The organism is Nocardia sp. NPDC050175 (assembly GCF_044459885.1).
Lineage (GTDB): Bacteria > Actinomycetota > Actinomycetes > Mycobacteriales > Mycobacteriaceae > Nocardia.
On the sequence record NZ_JBITJI010000003.1, the window covers coordinates 638,329 to 655,785 of the forward strand.

Genomic DNA, 17,457 nt, shown 5'->3' on the forward strand with positions numbered 1-17,457 from the left:
TTTCCACTGACCGCAGCGTCATAACCTGGTGCGCAACGCTCAATATTCGCCGCGCACCAGGTTTTTCGGCTCTTCGCCCGCTGCGAAGCGGATGATCTCCGCGCGCACCACGGCATAGCCGCGTTCGAAACTGCCGGTGCTGCTGCCGCCGACGTGCGGGGTGAGCAGCAGGTTCGGGGCGGTCCACAGCGGGTGGCCCGGTGGCAGCGGCTCGGGATCGGTGACGTCGAGCGCGGCGCGCAAACGGCCCGACTGTAGTTCGGCCACCAGTGCGTCGGTCTCGACGATCGGGCCGCGGGCGATGTTGACCAGGATGGCGTTGTCGTCCATCGCGGCAAGGAATTCGGCGTCGACCATACCGGTGGTGCGGGAAGTGACCGGGACAGTCAGCACGACGACGTCCTGCCCGGGGATCAGTCCTGGCAGTTCATCGACGCCGTGCACGCCCTCGCGGGCCTGCGAGCCGACCAGGGTCACCATCGTGTCGAAGCCGGTCAGTCGACGGACCAGCTCGGTGGCGAGGTCACCTGCGCCGATGATCAGAATTCGCTTGCCGATCAGCGTCTGGGTCTGATGGAAGGTCCACTGCTGCGCGCGCTGGGCATCGACGAAGCCGCCGAGTTCGCGGTAGATATGCAACAGCGCGGCCAGCACCCATTCTGCCGAGCTGCCGCCGTGTGCGCCGCGGCCGGTGGACAGCCGCACGCCGTCGGGTAACTGACTGACCCAGCCTTCGGCGCCCGCGGTCATCATCTGCACCAGTCGCAGCTTGGGCAGCCGGGTCAGGTCGACCGTGTCGGCTCGGGAGAGGAACTTGGGGACGAGCACCTCCGCGTGCTCGGCGCCGTCGGGCAGCGCCTCGCCCGCGTTGTACCGCAGTGGTTGTACCCCGTCGATTCCGGACAGCGCCGCGACTCCGTAGTCGTCCGGCACCAAAACAATGACCGCCATGCAGGCCAGGTTAGCGGCCGCGGCCGGGCGTATGCCGGGTTCCGTCCGGACTTTTTCCGGCCGGTCAGCCCGTGGAAACGGATTTGTCCGTAACTGTCTCAGTCAGTGAGAGGATTGAGCCGAAACGGCCGCAGAGTGACATATCAGTCGGTTAAATTATGCCTCGCCGGGGGGAGCCGGTGGAATCGAGGTAACAGTGGTTGTCGACAGGGTCGCTCGGGTGTCCGAGCCACTGGTGCGGTGGGGATTCGATCTAGTCATCAAGAGTTTGCGGACCTTCGGCCGGACGCTGCAACTCGCGGCCGCCGCGTTCAGCTACCTCGTCGGCGACATCATCAAGCTGCGCCATCCCTGGCGGGACACGCTGCAGCAGGGCTGGTTCATCGTCAGCGTGACCGCGATTCCCGCTGTGCTGGTGGCGATTCCGTTCGGCGTGATCGTCTCGGTGCAGGTGGGCAGCCTGACGCAACAGGTCGGCGCCACCTCGGTGGCCGGTGCCGCGGGCGGGCTCGGCGTCATCCGGCAGGGCGCGCCGATGGTGACCGCGCTGCTGCTCGGCGGCGCGGCCGGGTCGGCGATCGCCTCGGATCTCGGCGCGCGCACCATCCGCGAGGAAGTAGATGCGTTGCGCACCATGGGCATTGACCCGGTGCGGCGGCTGGTCGCGCCGCGGCTGGCGGCGATGATCGTGCTGACGCCGCTGCTGTGCCTGCTGGTCATCTTCATGGGGGTGTTCACCGGGTACGTGGTGGCGGTCGGGTTCCAAGGGGTGACGCCGGGCAGCTACCTCTCCTCGTTCGCGGCGTTCGCGACCATGGCCGATCTCTTCGTGGCGATCGCGAAGTCGGTCATCTTCGGCGTGATCGTGCTGATCGTCGCCTGCCAGCGCGGGCTGGAGGCGACGCACGGACCCAAGGGCGTCGCGAACGCCGTGAACGCCGCCGTGGTGATCGGGGTGATCGCCGCGTTCGGCGTGAATCTGGTGATCACCCAGCTTGTTTCGATGTTCCTGCCGCAAAAGGTGGGCTGATGACGGAAGTTCCCGCCCAGTATCGCCCGTTCGGCCGGGCCGGTCGCCTCGTCGAACGCGGCGCGCGCGGACCGCTGACGCTGTTCGAATCGCTCGGCCACCAACTGACTTTCGTGAGCCAGGTGCTCGCCGCCGTGCCGCACACACTGCGCGCCTACCGCCGTCAGACCATGCTGATCCTCACCGACATCACCTGGGGCAGCGGCAATATCATCGTCGGCGGCGGCACGGTGGCGGTGCTGATCTTCCTCGGCGTCGCGGTCGGCGGCTCGATCGGCGTGGAGGGATTCACCGCGCTGAACATGGTCGGCATGGGTCCGCTGACCGGATTCGTCTCCGCCTACGCGAATACCAGGGAGATGGCGCCGATGGTCGCCGCGATCGGTTTCGCGGCGCAGGCGGGCTGCCGGATGACCGCCGAGATCGGCGCGATGCGCATCTCCGAGGAGATCGACGCGCTGGAAGCCATTGGCATCCGGCCGATTCCGTTCGTGGTGACCACCAGGGTGATCGCGGGGATGATCACCATCGTCCCGCTCTACCTGCTGACGCTGATCCTCAGCTACCTGTCCTGCGCGGTCGTCGTCAATGTGCTGCACGGTCAGTCCTCGGGCACCTACTACCACTACTTCGACGCCTTCCTGCAACCCGGCGACGTGATCGCCTCGCTGATCAAGGCGACGGTGTTCGTGGTGATGATCATCCTGATCCACGGCTACCAAGGGTTTTACGCGACCGGCGGGCCGGAAGGCGTTGGGCGGGCGTCGGGCCGGGCGATCCGCGCGAGCCTGGTGCTGGTGGTGATCGCGGACATGATCATGACGATCGTCTTCTGGGGTCTCGATGTCGGAATCAAGATTTCGGGGTGACGCGTGCCGATATTCGTTGATCATTCGGGGCGCACCGCCGGGCGGTGGATGCTGCGGCTGCGCGGGCTGATCGTCGCCGTGGTCATCCTGGTGGTGGCCGTGTTCACCACGCAATACGCGCAGGGCAAGTTCGCAGGCCGGTTCGCCCTCACCATCGACGCGGCCACCCTCGGCGAGGGGCTGGCGCCGGGCGCGGAGGTGAAGTTCCGCGGCTTCGGGATCGGCACCGTGCGCAAGGTCGAGACCGTCGACTACGGGCACCAGCGCATCGAATTGTCGCTGGACCGCACCCAGGCCGCCGCGCTGACCGACGACGTGTCGGCGCGATTCACCTCGTCGAACATCTTCGGTTCCAGCGCAATCGAATTGGTGAACACCGGCAAGGGCGGGCGGCTGCCGGAGAACACCACGCTGTTCATCGGCGCCAACGCGACCAACGCGACCGTGTCGAGTGTGTTCCGCCGGGCGGCGCGGTTGACCCAGGTGCTCGACTCCGACACCGTGCGCGCGCTGTTCGATCTGCTGCTGGACAACACCGCCTCGCTCGGCCCGGCGGTGCAGTCGTTCTTCGCCACCGCCAGGGTGCTCGCCATGAATCAGCGTGCGCCGCTGGGGCATTACCTGGACATCGGCGCGGATGTCGGTACCGGTGCGGCGCAGGTGACGCCGCCGGTGGTCGATGTGATCCTCGGCGTGCTCGACAACAGCGAATATTTCGGTTCCGAAGAGAACCGGGAACGGACCAAGCATTCGCTGTCCACGCTGGACACCGCGCTGCTGCTGCCGGTCACCGATCTCCTGCGCAGGGACAACCCCGATCTGGCCGCCATTATCGGCGGCGTGCTGGATCTGGTGGTGCCGATCAGCGCGTCCATCGGCACCGTCGCGCCCGCGTACAACCGGCTGCCCGCTCTGCTCGCCCGCATCGACAGCGCGTTCCCGGTGGTCGACGGCCGGGTGCAGCTGCAACTCGAGGTGATCGTGAAAAACATGCCCTACCTGGCTGATTCGATTATCGGGGTGCCGCGATGAACAGTGTCACCGGCGCGGCCGTCAAGCTCGGCATCTTCGTCGCGATCGTCGCGGTGTGCTCGGCCTTCATTGTGGCCGCGCTGAATACGCCGGTGCCGGCGGACAAGGTCTCGTATGACGCTGTCTTCACCGATATTTCGGGGCTCTACGCCGGCGACGTGGTGCGGATGTCGGGGGTGGCGGTCGGCAAGGTCGACAGCGTCGCGCTGGACGGCCCGCACGCGCGGGTCCGGTTCACCGTGGATCGGCAGCGCCCGATCTACGACAGCACCGAAGCCGCTGTGCGGTACCAGGATTTGATCGGGCAGCGCTACATCGAGTTGATGACCGCGAAGACCGGCGGGGTGCGGCTCGCGGCGGGCGCCACCATTCCGGTGGAACGCACCATCCCGAGTTTCGATGTGTCCAAGCTGTTCAACGGCTTCAAGCCGCTGTTCGACACCTTGGATACGGCCCAGCTCAACCAGTTCGGCACCAACATCCTGCGGGTGCTGCAGGGTGACGGCAGCGGCATCGGTCCCGCGCTCGCCGATCTCGACCAGCTGACCAAGCATGCCAAGAGCAGCGAGGCGGTGGTGGTGCTGCTGATCCACAACCTGGGCGAGATCTCCCGCTCGATCGGCGGAAAGTCCGCTGCGGTCGGCGATTTGGTCAAGCAGTTGAACGGCGTACTCAGCGCGTTCGGCAACCGGACCGCGACGATCATCACCGCCATCGAACAGGCCAACCGCACCCTGGTGCCGCTCATCCCGCTGCTCGAGGAGCTGCAAGGGGCCTACGACCAGAGTTACCTGCCGCTGGACGGGCTGTTGCGCAGGCTGCTGCCGCAGACCGATCAACTGGTCGAAATCCTTTCGCTGGTGCCGTCATTGCTCGCCGGGCTCAACCAGAACATCCCGGCCAGCGGCGAGGCGAAGACGTATTCGTGTGCAGGCGGTGAGCTCGGGTTACCGGGCATCGGCAATGTCGTGCTCGGCAATCAGAAGCTGGTGGTGTGCAAATGACCGGTGCGGCAAGGCAACTGGCGGGACTACCGTTTCGGCTGTTCGGTGAGCTGAAGCAGCTGCGCGCCGCGAAGTCGGAATCCTGGTCCCAATTGCGGTGGGGGATCGCGGGAGTGCTGCTGAGCGTGCTCGCCCTGCTCGCCGCGGCGGTGCTGTACGTGGTGCCGTTCGGGGAGCAGTCCTATACGGCGGACTTCCGCTCCTCCGGTGGCGCCCGCACCGGTGACGAGGTGCGGATCGCGGGCATCAAAGTGGGCCAGGTCCGTTCGGTGGACCTGGTCGGCGACCACGTGGAGGTGCGCTTCGGCGTCGACCGCGACGTGCACGTCGGCGACGCCTCGTCGGTGGCGGTGAAGATGCTGACACCGATCGGCGGGCACTACCTGTCGCTGGCTTCGCAGGGGGAGCCAGCGCTGGGCGGCAAGCACATTCCGTCGGAGCGGACCAGCACACCGTTCGAGCTGACCGACATCATCGACGTCGCCACCCCGGTGCTCGGCCAGGTGGACGGCACCACGCTGCGCAGCACCGTCGCCGAGGTGAATGCCGCGCTGGCCGGTCAGCCCGATGCGGTGCGCTCGATCATCGGCAACTTCAACGATCTGACCGGGGTGCTGGCCGATCGGTCGAAGCAGCTGGATTCGGCGGTGCAGGTGTCCGACGAATATATCGGCGCGATCGCGACCGACCGGGCGGTGCTCGCCGATTTCGTGCACGAACTCGGCGTTGTCGCTGTGGTGCTCGGGCAGCGCAAAGGCGAGGTCGTCCAGGTGTTCGAGCTGTTGCGGCGGTTCTTCGTGGTGCTGCATCGGCCGGTGATGGCCTACGGCGATTCGATCGAGCCGTCCGTGGCCGAATTCGAGGACCTGTTCAACAAACTCGTGCAGGATCCCGGCCGGCTCGACACGGTCATCGCGGGGATCAAGGACTTCATCGGGAAGATTTCGGCGATGCTCGGCGCGGACGGGGTGACCATCGACCAGTCCGCCAGCGTGGTTCGTGGTCCGGCACTGTGCATTCCGTTCGAGGGGAGGGCGTGCTGATGCGGGCCTGGGGCAGAACGGGTTTGGTGATCGCGGCGGTCGTGGTCACGGTCGCGGTGGTGGTCGGGGTCAGCGGCGCGACCTGGATTGACCGGGTGCAACCCGCCAAACAGACGATGTGTGCCGAATTCACCGACACCGTGGGGCTTTACGAGGGCAACAGCGTCACCATGCTCGGCGTGGAGGTGGGCACCGTCTCGGGTATCGAGGCGCGCGGCGACCGCATGCAGGTGACGATGTCGATCGACGGCAAGCTCGCGCTGCCTGCCGACATCCGGGCGGTGACCATGTCCAGCTCGATCGTCACCGACCGGCATGTCGAGCTGACCAAGACCTACACCGGCGGACCGAAATTCGATACCGCGCACTGTATTCCCCTGGAGCACACCAAAACTCCGGTCGGCATCAGCGACGCGCTCGACGCGCTCGGCCGACTGTCCGGCGACCTGCTCGGCGGGCAGCAGTCGCCGGCGCCGGGCGCGCCATCGGACACGTTGCTCGATCAGACGATCACCGGTGCGGTCCGCTCGCTGGATGGCACCGGGCCGCAGTGGAATGCCTTGCTGCAGCGGCTGTCCCAGGTGATCGGGGATCCGGCCGATCGGGATGTGGTGATCCGCAGGCTCGTCGACAACCTGGACCAGCTCACCACGATGTTCATCACCAACTGGCCGGATATGCAGGCGCTGCTGGACAATCTGAAGAACGGCGTCCAGTTGGTCGACGGTTTCTCCGCGGAACTGTCCAGGGCGGTCGATCTCGCGCTGCAGTTCCTGCCGGTGATCGCCCGGAATGTCGGCAAGTACGACCAGCAGTCCTACGAGTTCCTGGATCGGATCGTGCCGGAGGTGCATCGGTACGCGGTGCTGGCGGGCAGCATCGTGGATCTGCTGGTGCAGTTGCCGCCGTTGAGTAATCGGCTGGTTCAGGTGTTCGACCCGGCGACGGGCGCGGTGCGGGTGAATTACCGCCCGCCGCACTACGAGTCGGCGGACGGCAGCCAGCCTGGCCTGGCCCAGGTGATCCTCGGATCGTTGGGGGCGCCGTGAAGCGTTTGATACCCGTGCTCGCCGCGGTGGTGCTGCTGTTGACCGGTTGCGGTTTGCGCGCGACCGACGTGCCGATTCCCGGGACCTATCTGGCGGGGGACACCTTCTCGATCAGGATCGAATTCGGTTCGGTGCTCAACCTGCCGGATCGGGCCAAGGTGATCGCCGAGGGCGTCGAGGTCGGCATGCTCGACCGGATCGAGCTGATCGGCGACACCGCCGTCGCCACGGTCGACCTGAAATCCGATGTGCAGCTGCCGAAGTCGACCACTGCGGAACTGCGGCAGAGCACGATCCTCGGCGATATCCATATCGCGTTGCAGGCGCCGCCGAACGCCGGTCCGCCGTTCCTGGTGAACGGCGACGTCATCCCGCGCTCGCGCACCGTGCCCGCCGCCAACGTGGAGGACATCCTGCGGGCGCTGTCGAATATCGTCACCGGCGGCCGCTTCGGCGAAATGCAGCAGCTTGTCGCCAGCGTCAATGCCTCCTTCCCGACCGACCCGGCGGATCTGCAGCGCATTCTGACCGGCGGCAAGAACGCGCTGCACGACCTCGCCACGCACAGCGACGATATCGACCGGATCCTGGCCGCCGCTGCCAGCGTGACGACCACCCTCGAGGCGAACAAGGCCAACGTCGACCGCACCCTCACCCTCGGACCGAGCCGCGCCGCCGGTCTGTCCGACGTGCTGTTCGGCCTGGTCCAGCTGATTATCGACGGCGGCGAATTGGCCAGGTATGTAGGCGATCTCGCGCTGCCGCTGCGGGGCGACCTGCATGACATCATCAGCATTCTCGCGCCCGCGGCGCTCACCATCGCGAGCGCCGACACCACTGTTCCGATGAACGTCGACACGATGAACCGGCTGTTGCGCGACAAGCTGATCCCGTTCTTCAGTGCGCCACCGAACATTCGGGTGCAGCGGCTCAGCGCGGACGCCGTCGCCGCCGCCGCGTCGGCTCGTTCCGACGAGATGATCCAGGTGCTGCGGTCGATAGGAATGGTCCGATGAAGCTGTCCGGTCCGGTCTCGCTGGTGCTGCTGCTGGTGATGACAGTGGTGTGCGCCGCGTACATGGCCATCGGGGTGCTCGACATCGATCCGCGTCGCACGACGAATACCGTGACGGTGCTGATGGATTCGTCCGGCGGGCTGATGCAGACCTCACAGGTCGACCTGCGCGGCATGCGGATCGGCAAGGTGCGCGCCATTACCGCCACCGGTACCGGGCTGGCGGTGCGGATCGAGCTGGACGCGAAGTACCGGGTGCCGATCGGCAGCGAGGTGCACGTCAGCAACCTGTCGGCGGCGGGCGAGCAGTTCATGGACTTCCGGCCGACCGGAACGGCGGGTCCGTATCTGGCCGACGGCAGTGTTGTTCCCGCGCACCAGGTTCGGATCGCGACGACGGTCAGCGAGGCGCTGGCCAAGCTGGACGTGCTCAACTCGCAGATCGATCCGGCGAAGATCGAACAGCTCGCCGCCATCCTCTCGCAGGGCTACGCGGGGCGGGAAAAAGAGATCGCCAACCTGACCCGGACGCTGACCATGACGGCGCAGCTGCTGCACGACAAGCGCGACGAGATCACCCGGCTGTATCTGAACGGTCAGGACCTCGCGGAGAACTTCAACGGGTACGGGCCGGTGATCGGCGGCTGGGCCGACGATTTCACCCAGGTGCTGCCCGACGTGGTGCACCTGATCCAAAGCTTCCAGGGTTATTCCTATGCGGGCGAACATGTCTGGGACGAGCCGCTCGGCCCGCTGGTGCAGAAGATCGACCAGTACCTCGCGGTGCTCGGCCCCGACCTCTCGCACATCGCTACCGCATTGAAGCCGTCCACCAGCGTGCTGAAACCCGTTCGGGTGGACGCCGGTTCGATCATCGACCTGCTCTCGGCCACCTTTCCAGAGAACGGCACCGCCCGAATCACGCTCGACGTTCCGAAATAGAGAGTTGAGGACACCATGACCACGAACGAGCCAGCCGACGGGGCCGAAACCGATACGGAGCCAGCGCCCGAGACTGTCGCTGCCTCAGCGCCCGAGACGGTTGCCGCCTCGGGGCCTGAGCGTGTTGCCGCCCCGACGTCTGAGGCGATTGCTGCCTCGGCACCTGGGACCGTTGCTGCCTCGACTCCGGAGAAGGTCGTCGCCCCGAGGCCTGGAACCGTTGCCGCCCCGGCGTCGGAGACCGTTGCCGCCCCGGGGCCTGAGGGGGTTGCCGCCCCGACGCCTGGGACCGTTGCTGCCTCGACTCCGGAGATTGTCGTCGCCTCGGCGCCTGGGGCCGTTGCCGCCTCGACTCCGGAGAGCGTCGCCGCCTCGACGGGCCGCGCGATTGCCGGGCCTTCAGCAGCGCCGAACGGATTGCGGCGCAATGGGATCGGCTACATCCTCGGTGGTCTCACAGTTCTGTTGACAGTGCTCAGCATCGCGCTCGGCCTGTCCTGGCAGTCCACCTCCGACGATCTCAGCGCACTGCGCCAGCAGAACACCGACCGGGACAAGGCCGCTGAGATCGCCAAGGACTACACGCTGCGTTCGCTCACCTATGACTACAAGAGCCTGCCCGCGTTCTTCGACGGTGTGCAGCGCGGCACCTCCGACGCGCTGCGCAAGCGCTACGACGAGGTGCACGACACCCTGGCCAAGATCATGACCGAGGCGCAGGTGGTGGCCACCGGGCAGGTACTCGGCACGACGGTGGACACGCAGGGCAACGATCAGTACTCGGTGACGGTGTTCGCGACGCAGAAGACGCAGAACATCCAGCAGCCGACCCCGGCGACGGTGCCGAACCTGCTGGTGGTCACGGTGGCGAAGAACGGCGGCAACTGGCAGGTCGTCGACTACGGCCCGAAGGGCGAGGCGGCGGCGCGTTGATAAGCTGACGAGCTATTTGTCCTGGTTCTGTCGAGAGGGAGTGCTGTGCCGGAGCAGCCCCGCCGTGGTCGGCCACCGTTGGCCGGCCTGCCGGAACGACGCAGGCAGCAGATCATCGAATCGGCGTACGCCGTGTTCGTCGAGCGCGGGTACGAGGCGACCGCGATCTCCGACGTGGCCGCGCACGCCGGTATCGGGCAGGGCACGGTGTATCGATACTTCGTGAGCAAGCGTGAAATCCTCGACCATGTGGTCGATTTCGGCTTCGGGAAGCTGATCGACGCGTTGGAGCCGCAGTCACTGCTGAGCCGTCCGAGCTCGGCCGCGGAACTACTCGCCGGAGTGCAGGCGGCCATCGCGCGGTTGTACGCGATGCTGGAGCACGATCCGGATTTCGTCCGGCTGGTGCTCGTCGAGGCGAGCGCCATCGACAAGGAGCTCAGCGATCGGCTGCTCGGCGTCGAGTTGCTCGTGAGTACCTTTGTGGCACAAGAGCTTCGGCGCGGTGTCGCGGCGGGGTGGATTCGGGCGGACATCGATCCCGAGGTGACCGCGCACATTACGATGACCCTGGTGGTGCCCGGGTTGTTGCAGGAGATGCGCGGCGACAACACCCCGCAGGCGCGGGAACGGGCCACCGCCGGTGTCCTCAGATTGCTCGAAAAGGCCTTGCGGCCACGCGATCCCGTCGCGGCCGGACCTGCTCGATGATTGCCGCCAAACGTCGCGCGGAGCTCGTTTTCTCCGCTTATGAGCTGTTCGTGGACAAGGGATATCGCGCGGTTGTCGTCGCCGATATCGTTGCCCGCGCAGGGGTCAGCCACGGCACCTTCTACAACTACTTCACCAATAAGCGTGACGTTCTCGACGCGGTCATCGACCACTATTTCGCGTTGATCCGGGACCGCGTGTTCGCTCGGGCGGTGACCGGACCGCCTCCGCAGACCCTCGACGAGTTCTGTGCGCTGTTCGGGCGCATCATCGATCACTGCTACGAATTGGTCGCGGACGAACCAGGTTTGGTGACCTTCATCCTCATCGAGGCGACCTCGATCGATGACCGGGTGGCCGAGCGATCGATCCAGAATCTGACGACCTACGGCGACGAGGCCACCGCTTGGATCAAGAACGGGATCGCCCTCGGGTACATGGATCCCGCGCTCGATCCGAGGTTGTCCGGTGAGATCCTGCTCTCGATTCTGTTGTCCGCCTTGCTGTCCGCCATCCGTGCCGGAGCCGACGGTCTCGACCAGGACCGCGTCCGAACCGACCTCATCGGGTTCGTCCGGGCGGCACTCGAACCCTAGGAACGGCCGAAGCGGGCGGTGGCCTCGAGGATCGTCGTGCGCATAGTTGGGCTGCCGGTGTGGCCGGAGTCGTCGATGACGTGCAGTTCGGCGTCGGGCCAAGCGTGCGCCAATTGCCAGGCGGTCTGCAGGGGAGTGCTGAGATCCAGTCGTCCGTGGATCAGCACCGCCGGGATGCCGGCGAGTTTGTGCGCGTCACGGAGCAGCTGTCCGTCGGGGAGCCAGGCGTTGTTGGCGAAATAGTGCGTGCAGATCCGGACGAAGGCGAGCATGGCGGCGTCGGGTTTGCCGCTGTATTGGCCTGGGTTGCCGAGGGATTCGTGCGAGATGACGGCGTCCTCCCACGCGCACCAATCGCGCGCCGCCTTCGCGACTACCGCCGGATCGGGATTGTTGACCAAACGGCTATATGCGGCAACGAGATTCCCGCTCCGTTCGGATTCCGGCAGCGCGTCACGGAAGGCCTCCCACGGTCCCGGCAGAAACCGGGCGACACCGTGGTAGAGCCAGTCGGTCTCTTCGGGACGCGTCATGGTGACGCCGATCAGGATGATCTCCGAGACCCGCTCGGGATACTGCTCGGCATAGGCGAGTATCAGCGTCGACCCCCAGGATCCGCCGTACAGCAGCCACTTTTCGATGCCGAGGTGGATCCGCAGCAGCTCCATATCGGCGATCAAATGCTCGGTGGTGTTGTGGGTCAGATCGACGTTCGGGTCGGCGGCGTGCGGCAGGCTCTCGCCGCAGCCACGCTGGTCGAACAGGACGGTGCGATAGATCGCGGGATCGAAGCTCTTTCGCGCACCGCGCTTACCTCCGCCACCGGGCCCACCGTGCACCACCAGAGCGGGCTTGCCGTCCGGATTACCACTGGTCTCCCAGTAGATCCGGTTGCCGTCCCCGACGTCCAACAGCCCATGCGCGTACGGCTCGATATCAGGAAACGGCTGTGCCACTACGTTTTCCGTACCCATCGCGACTCCCACCTCTCGACCACGGCCGTCCCGAGCGTAGTCAACCGGACTCACAGACCGTCCACGCGCCGCACAGGGAGTCTTCGCCCGCTGTGAGGCGTGTGGGGGCTCTGTGAGTTACGCGGACTGCTTCGCGGAGGCGGTAGCGGCGACCGTTTCGCGGCTGCGCAGGGACGCCCAGAGGGCGGCGGTGGCCGCGACGCAGGCGGCGGCTCCGCCGACGTGGATCACGACGAGAGCTGCTGGGACGTGGGTGAAGTACTGCACGATGCCGACCAAGGACTGCGAGCAGACCAGGGCGAGCAGCACGAACAGGCGTTTGCGGACCGCTGGGGTGATGCCGACCGCGAACAGGCCGAAGGCCAGACCGATCAGCAGCGCGAGGTAGCCGACGAGCAGCTGGGAGTGCAGGTGCACCAGGGTGACGATCTCGACCTGCAGGCGCTCGACCGGCCGCTCGATGCTCTTGTCGCCCGCGTGCGGCCCGGCACCGGTGACCAGGGTGCCTGCGATCAGCACGCCGCTCATGGCGACAGCGCTGAGCGCGGTGAGCCAGCGCAGCGGCGCGGGCGCCTGCACGGTCTCGATACCGTCGTCGGGTTGGTTGATCTTCGCGTAGAGCACCACGGACAGCCAGACCATCAGCATCGACGCCAGCAGATGCACCGAGACGGTCCACCAGAGCAGGCCGGTGCGCACGGTGATACCGCCGATGATGCCCTGCAGCAGGGTGCCGCCGGGCATCAGCCAGGCGTAGGTCAGCACGTCGCGGCGGCGCCGGGCGCGGGTGACCGCGAGCACGATCAGCGCGGCGCACAGCGAGACGGCGAAGGTGAGCAGCCGGTTGCTGAACTCGACGGTCTGATGCAGCACCGGCACCTCGGAGACGCCGATCGGGGTGAAGCTGCCGGGGAAGCACTCCGGCCAGGTCGGGCAGCCGAGGCCGGAGGCGGTGACCCGGACGACAGCCCCGGTGACCGCGATGCCCGCCTGCGAGAGGATGACCGCGATCGCGATCAGCCGCTGCACCCGCAGCGAGGGCAGTGGCAGCTTGTCGACGAGTCGCAGGAAGGCGCGATACAGCACGTCACGATGGTAGAGCACGGTCAACTACACGCTGTCGTTGGTACCGAGCGTGGGCCGTGCGATGGGCTATTCGAAGCGGAAGTAGCGGGCGGCGAGCACACCGGAGACCGCGCCCCAGCCTGCGAGCACGGCGATGCCGAACCAGTCGATGCTGCTGCGCATCGCGTCCTCGAGCGTGACGGCCAGTGCGCCGGAAGGGACCAGGCGGGCAAGCACATTCACCGCGGTGGGCAGGTCGTCGGAGGCGAACACCACGCTGGCGATGCCGAGCATCACGAACCACAGGATGTTCGCCAGCGCCAGCACGATCTCCGCCTTCAGCGTGCCGCCGAGCAGCAGGCCCATCGCCGCGAAAGTGGCGGTGCCGACCGCGATCACGAGCGCACCGAGAGCGAGTCCGGCGGGCTCGGGTCGCCAGCCGAGCGCGAAGCCGATGGCGCCGAGCAGAATCGCTTGCAGCACAACGACGATCAGCACCGCAGCACTCTTGCCCGCGATGATGCCCCACCGGGGCAGCGCGGTGGCGCCCAGCCGCTTCAGCGCGCCGTAGCGGCGGTCGAAGCCGACGGCGATGGCCTGTCCGGTGAACGCGGTCGACATGACCGCCACCATCATCACTGCGGGCACGATCTTGTCGACGCGGTCGTCACCCAGGTCGCCGAACGGCAGCAGGCTCAACCCGACCAGCAGTGTGATCGGGATGAACATGGTGAGCAGCAGCTGTTCGCCGTTGCGCAGCAACAGGATCAGCTCGAGTCGCGTCTGTGCGAGCATCATCGCGGCGCGCGAGTTCGGCCGTGGATCGGGCGCGAAGGTGCCCGGCGCGAAGCGGTTGGTGGTCAGGTCGGGCTGGGTCATCCGCGTAGGTCCCGTCCGGTGAGTTCCAGGAAGACGTCTTCGAGCCTGCGCTGATCGATCCGAATATCGGTGGCCAGCACGTTCACTCGCGCACACCACGCGGTCACCGTCGCGAGCACCTGCGGATTGATCTCGCCCTCCACCAGATACGTGCCCGGCGTGGTCTCCCGTGGCGAGAACCCCTCGGGCAGAGCCGATTTCAACAGCTCCAGATCGAGTTTCGGTGGGGCGGAAAAGCGTAACTGCCCGGCCGCACCGTGCGCGGTCACCTCGGCGGGTGTCCCCGACGCCACGATCCGCCCATGATCGATGATCACCAGCTGATCGGCGAGCTGTTCCGCCTCATCCATCAGGTGCGTGGTGAGGACAACCGTCACTCCGTCCCGCCGCAGTGCATCGATCAGCTCCCACACGATCAGCCGCGCCTGGGCGTCCAGCCCCGCAGTCGGCTCGTCCAAGAACACGATCTCCGGCTTGCCGACCAGCGCACAGGCCAACGCGAGCCGCTGCTGCTGCCCACCCGACAGTCGCCGGTAAGGCGTACTGCGGTTGTCTTGCAGCCCAAGCGTCCGCAGCAGCCATTCGGGATCCAGCGGATCAGCGGAGTAGGCGGCGACCAGATCGAGCATCTCGCCCGCCTTCGCCCCCGGATAGGCGCCACCGCCCTGCAACATCACCCCGATGCGAGGCCGGAGGCGATCAGAATCGGCGATCGGATCGAGCCCAAGGACGCGCACCGAGCCCGCGTCCGGCGTCACGAACCCTTCGCACATTTCAACGGTGGTGGTTTTGCCCGCCCCGTTCGGGCCAAGTAGGGCGAGGACCTGCGCGCGTTCGACCTCGAAACTCACACCGTCCACCGCGGTGATGTCGCCATAGCGTTTGACGACGCCGTCGATGCGAACAGCGGGTTCTAGAGCTGCGGTCACGAGGCAATACCGTAGGCGGTCGACCCCTGTGACCTGGAAGACACCCCTGTTAGATCTTGAAAATAGCTGCGGCGGTTGACAATTCGTGATGCTCGGGTAATATTCATGCGAAGTCGATCAGGTTGGCAGGCGGGAATGCCGACCGGAATGCATCGAAACCGGGCGGGGGTCCAATCTGTGACGGATTTCTGAGCAATTCATCTATCGAACTCTGATGGGCAGATGAGCTGGCGTCGGTCGCTTATCGCACTTATCGAATGCTGCTGCCGTCATTTATCGGCTCGGCATACAAAGCAAACTCGGGAGAGTGTGCGTTATGTTGAAAAGGATCTCGCTTTGTCTCATGATGGCTGCGGGTATCGTGACCGCGAATTCCGTTACGGCACAGGCTGAATAGTGGACCACATGGGACGGATGTGTGCCCTTGATGGTCGGCAGTCCCATGCACGATTGGGTCTATAACGCCGACATCAGAAGCGACTATATGAACTGTGACACCCCGCGTGGATCTTCCACACAACTCCATATCTTCGGCGGTGGCGTCGATAAGCGCTCTGACTGGGCGGAATGGCCCTATCTGACCGTGGCGGGCCCGCCGAAGGGCTCCCAGAAGCAGCCTTTCTGGGTCTGTGGCGAGGCCTGGCGAAAAGATAAGCCGAGCGACGAAGCACGCCTGCTCGGCCGGCCTTGCGCGAAGGTCGCGGCCAGCGGTGGCCGGTCGGGCTGACGTACGCGACTAAGCAACCGTTCCGCTCGTCTGCAGCGGGCTCAGGCTGGGTTCCCGCTGGCCGCGCCACGGCAGTTTGTTACGGGTGATCACGAAGAACAGCACTGTGACTATGACGGTGGCGATCGCGGCGCCGACTATTTGAAAGACTTCGAGGTCGGCGCCGCGTGGCATCAGGATGACGCTGACGATGGCCGAGAAGGCTACGGCGGGAACGCGGAAGATGGGGCGAGTGGCCCAGGCGGCCAGCGGCACGATCGCCCACAGCAGGTACCAGGGCTGGACCACGGGGAACAGCAGCACGATGGCGCCGAGTGCGACACCGAGCGCGCCGACCGCGTGCAGGCGGCCGATGCCGGTCGCGATCAGCATGCGGACCGCGAGGAACCCGGCGATCACCGCGGCGATCGGACGGGTGATGCTGAGTAACGCGGTGGTGTGGTCGCCGAGTCCGAGCAGTACCCCGCCGAACCCGGTGATGATGCCGAGCACCGTCGGCACCGACATCCAGCTGCGCACCGCGTTGGCGACATTGAGGGTGTGGATCCAGCCGAATCCGAGCCCGCTCGCCGCACCGATGAAAACTGTTGTGCTGATGGCGATCGCGCCCAGTAGGGCGGCTGCGACGGCAACGGTGCGCGGAGTGAACCCCCAGCGCCGGGCCAACGCCATCCCGACGAAGCCGAGCGCGATGATCGAGGTGAGCTTGATCGAGGACGACATGGCGATGACAATGGCCCCGCCTATCAACCACGTATAAGCACGTCCGTCGAACGGATGGATGTCCTCGATGGCGTGCAGGCAGAGCTCCAGACCGGCCAACATCAAGCCGAGCATCAGCGCGTCGTTGTGTACGCCACCGATCAGATGGAACAGCACCAGCGGGTTGGCCGCGCCGAGCCACAGCGCGCTGACGGGCGCGACGCCGCAGCGCTGGGACAGCCGAGGCAGCGCCCATACGATCAGCGCGACACCGGCGATCGCGAGCACCCGGTGCACCCACACGCCGAGGATGATGTTGTCGCCGGTGAGTTCGGCGATGCCACGACCTATCCAGAGGAACAGTGGACCGTAGGGCGCCGGTGTCTTCTGCCAGATGGTCGGCACATTGTTGGTCAGCACGTTATCGATGCCGAGCCCCGCGACCGGTCCCTCCTGATAGGGGTCGATGCCTCGCGCCGCGATTTCGCTTTGTGCCAGATACGAATACACGTCGTTGCTGAACAACGGTGGCGCGACGCTCAACGGGATGATCCAGAGCAGCAGCGTCCGGTCGAGTTGGGAGCGGCTGAGCCGGTGGCGTGGTGCGCCGCCGATGCCGCCGACCGCGAAGCGGCCGAGCAGCAGCCAAGCGAGCACCACCACGACCGTGCCGGTCATGCACATCGCGAGGGAGCCGGTGTGCGCGCGGGCGAAGATGCCGAGGACGCGCACGCCCGAGGTGGGGTTCTGGTGGACCGGTTGGGCGCCGATGCCGAGCGCGCTGATCGCCATCAGGACGGTTCCGGTCGCGCCCATCAGGCGGATGCGGTCGAGTTGGACGCGTTCCTTCGGGTCGAGGCCGGGGACTTCGGTCTCGTCCTGGTGCAGGACCGCGATCGTGTGATCGGCGGTCGGCACGTCCAACCCGAGTGCTCGGCGCCCGAATGCCAGTGTCCTGCGCCGCGCGCCCTCCAGTACCGCCACGAGACGAAGCATAAGGGGCGCG

General features: G+C 66.3%; 18 protein-coding genes. 12 read left to right on the forward strand and 6 right to left on the reverse strand.

Going from position 1 to position 17,457, the window contains the following annotated elements:
* Window positions 1–39 precede the first annotated feature (39 nt).
* On the reverse strand, window positions 40–951 hold the full coding sequence (locus ACIBK2_RS13910) for a 2-hydroxyacid dehydrogenase (protein ID WP_396966982.1): 912 nt from the start codon (window positions 949–951) through the stop codon (window positions 40–42).
* Between the two features lie 196 nt (window positions 952–1,147).
* Here ACIBK2_RS13910 and ACIBK2_RS13915 point away from each other — a divergent pair, with 196 nt between their 5' ends.
* From ACIBK2_RS13915 to ACIBK2_RS13965, 11 genes are all read left to right on the forward strand, one after another.
* Window positions 1,148–1,981: an MlaE family ABC transporter permease gene (locus ACIBK2_RS13915; protein WP_396966984.1), complete on the forward strand. Its 834-nt coding sequence runs from the start codon at window positions 1,148–1,150 to the stop codon at window positions 1,979–1,981.
* Window positions 1,981–2,850 (forward strand): MlaE family ABC transporter permease, encoded by an 870-nt coding sequence (locus tag ACIBK2_RS13920; RefSeq protein WP_396966986.1) that lies wholly within the window; start codon window positions 1,981–1,983, stop codon window positions 2,848–2,850. Before ACIBK2_RS13915 ends, ACIBK2_RS13920 begins: the two co-directional genes overlap by 1 nt.
* A gap of 3 nt (window positions 2,851–2,853) precedes the next feature.
* Window positions 2,854–3,882 (forward strand): MlaD family protein, encoded by a 1,029-nt coding sequence (locus ACIBK2_RS13925; protein ID WP_396966988.1) that lies wholly within the window; start codon window positions 2,854–2,856, stop codon window positions 3,880–3,882.
* A complete protein-coding gene (locus ACIBK2_RS13930; protein ID WP_396966990.1) occupies window positions 3,879–4,886 on the forward strand; it encodes an MlaD family protein in 1,008 nt (335 codons plus the stop codon). The genes ACIBK2_RS13925 and ACIBK2_RS13930 overlap by 4 nt, the downstream gene beginning before the upstream one ends.
* Window positions 4,883–5,929 (forward strand): MlaD family protein, encoded by a 1,047-nt coding sequence (locus ACIBK2_RS13935; RefSeq protein ID WP_396966992.1) that lies wholly within the window; start codon window positions 4,883–4,885, stop codon window positions 5,927–5,929. The genes ACIBK2_RS13930 and ACIBK2_RS13935 overlap by 4 nt, the downstream gene beginning before the upstream one ends.
* Complete coding sequence (locus tag ACIBK2_RS13940; RefSeq protein WP_396966994.1) at window positions 5,899–6,978, forward strand: MCE family protein; 1,080 nt, start codon at window positions 5,899–5,901, stop codon at window positions 6,976–6,978. Before ACIBK2_RS13935 ends, ACIBK2_RS13940 begins: the two co-directional genes overlap by 31 nt.
* Window positions 6,975–7,994 carry an MlaD family protein gene (locus ACIBK2_RS13945; protein ID WP_396966996.1) on the forward strand — a complete coding sequence of 340 codons (1,020 nt, stop codon included), beginning with the start codon at window positions 6,975–6,977 and terminating at the stop codon, window positions 7,992–7,994. Before ACIBK2_RS13940 ends, ACIBK2_RS13945 begins: the two co-directional genes overlap by 4 nt.
* Window positions 7,991–8,935, forward strand: a complete 945-nt coding sequence (locus ACIBK2_RS13950) for an MlaD family protein (RefSeq protein WP_396966998.1) — start codon at window positions 7,991–7,993, stop codon at window positions 8,933–8,935. Before ACIBK2_RS13945 ends, ACIBK2_RS13950 begins: the two co-directional genes overlap by 4 nt.
* A gap of 465 nt (window positions 8,936–9,400) precedes the next feature.
* Window positions 9,401–9,868: a hypothetical protein gene (locus tag ACIBK2_RS13955; protein ID WP_396967000.1), complete on the forward strand. Its 468-nt coding sequence runs from the start codon at window positions 9,401–9,403 to the stop codon at window positions 9,866–9,868.
* 45 nt (window positions 9,869–9,913) lie between these two features.
* A complete protein-coding gene (locus ACIBK2_RS13960; RefSeq protein WP_396967002.1) occupies window positions 9,914–10,579 on the forward strand; it encodes a TetR/AcrR family transcriptional regulator in 666 nt (221 codons plus the stop codon).
* Window positions 10,576–11,175 carry a TetR/AcrR family transcriptional regulator gene (locus ACIBK2_RS13965; RefSeq protein ID WP_396967004.1) on the forward strand — a complete coding sequence of 200 codons (600 nt, stop codon included), beginning with the start codon at window positions 10,576–10,578 and terminating at the stop codon, window positions 11,173–11,175. The genes ACIBK2_RS13960 and ACIBK2_RS13965 overlap by 4 nt, the downstream gene beginning before the upstream one ends.
* Here the strand turns inward: ACIBK2_RS13965 and pip are convergent.
* From pip to ACIBK2_RS13985, 4 genes are all read right to left on the reverse strand, one after another.
* On the reverse strand, window positions 11,172–12,149 hold the full coding sequence (gene pip / locus ACIBK2_RS13970) for a prolyl aminopeptidase (RefSeq protein WP_396967006.1): 978 nt from the start codon (window positions 12,147–12,149) through the stop codon (window positions 11,172–11,174). The two genes, ACIBK2_RS13965 and pip, sit on opposite strands and share 4 nt — an antisense overlap.
* 117 nt (window positions 12,150–12,266) lie before the next feature.
* Window positions 12,267–13,235 (reverse strand): heme A synthase, encoded by a 969-nt coding sequence (locus tag ACIBK2_RS13975; protein ID WP_396967236.1) that lies wholly within the window; start codon window positions 13,233–13,235, stop codon window positions 12,267–12,269.
* 66 nt (window positions 13,236–13,301) lie between these two features.
* Window positions 13,302–14,093, reverse strand: coding sequence for an ABC transporter permease (locus tag ACIBK2_RS13980; protein ID WP_396967008.1), 792 nt, complete (start codon window positions 14,091–14,093; stop codon window positions 13,302–13,304).
* Window positions 14,090–15,022, reverse strand: coding sequence for an ABC transporter ATP-binding protein (locus tag ACIBK2_RS13985; RefSeq protein ID WP_396967010.1), 933 nt, complete (start codon window positions 15,020–15,022; stop codon window positions 14,090–14,092). Before ACIBK2_RS13985 ends, ACIBK2_RS13980 begins: the two co-directional genes overlap by 4 nt.
* A 427-nt stretch (window positions 15,023–15,449) precedes the next feature.
* Between ACIBK2_RS13985 and ACIBK2_RS13990 the strand changes: the two genes are divergently transcribed.
* Complete coding sequence (locus ACIBK2_RS13990; protein ID WP_396967012.1) at window positions 15,450–15,749, forward strand: hypothetical protein; 300 nt, start codon at window positions 15,450–15,452, stop codon at window positions 15,747–15,749.
* Window positions 15,750–15,758: 9 nt separating this feature from the next.
* Here the strand turns inward: ACIBK2_RS13990 and mptB are convergent, their stop codons facing one another.
* Window positions 15,759–17,447: a polyprenol phosphomannose-dependent alpha 1,6 mannosyltransferase MptB gene (mptB, locus tag ACIBK2_RS13995; RefSeq protein ID WP_396967014.1), complete on the reverse strand. Its 1,689-nt coding sequence runs from the start codon at window positions 17,445–17,447 to the stop codon at window positions 15,759–15,761.
* Window positions 17,448–17,457 lie beyond the last annotated feature (10 nt).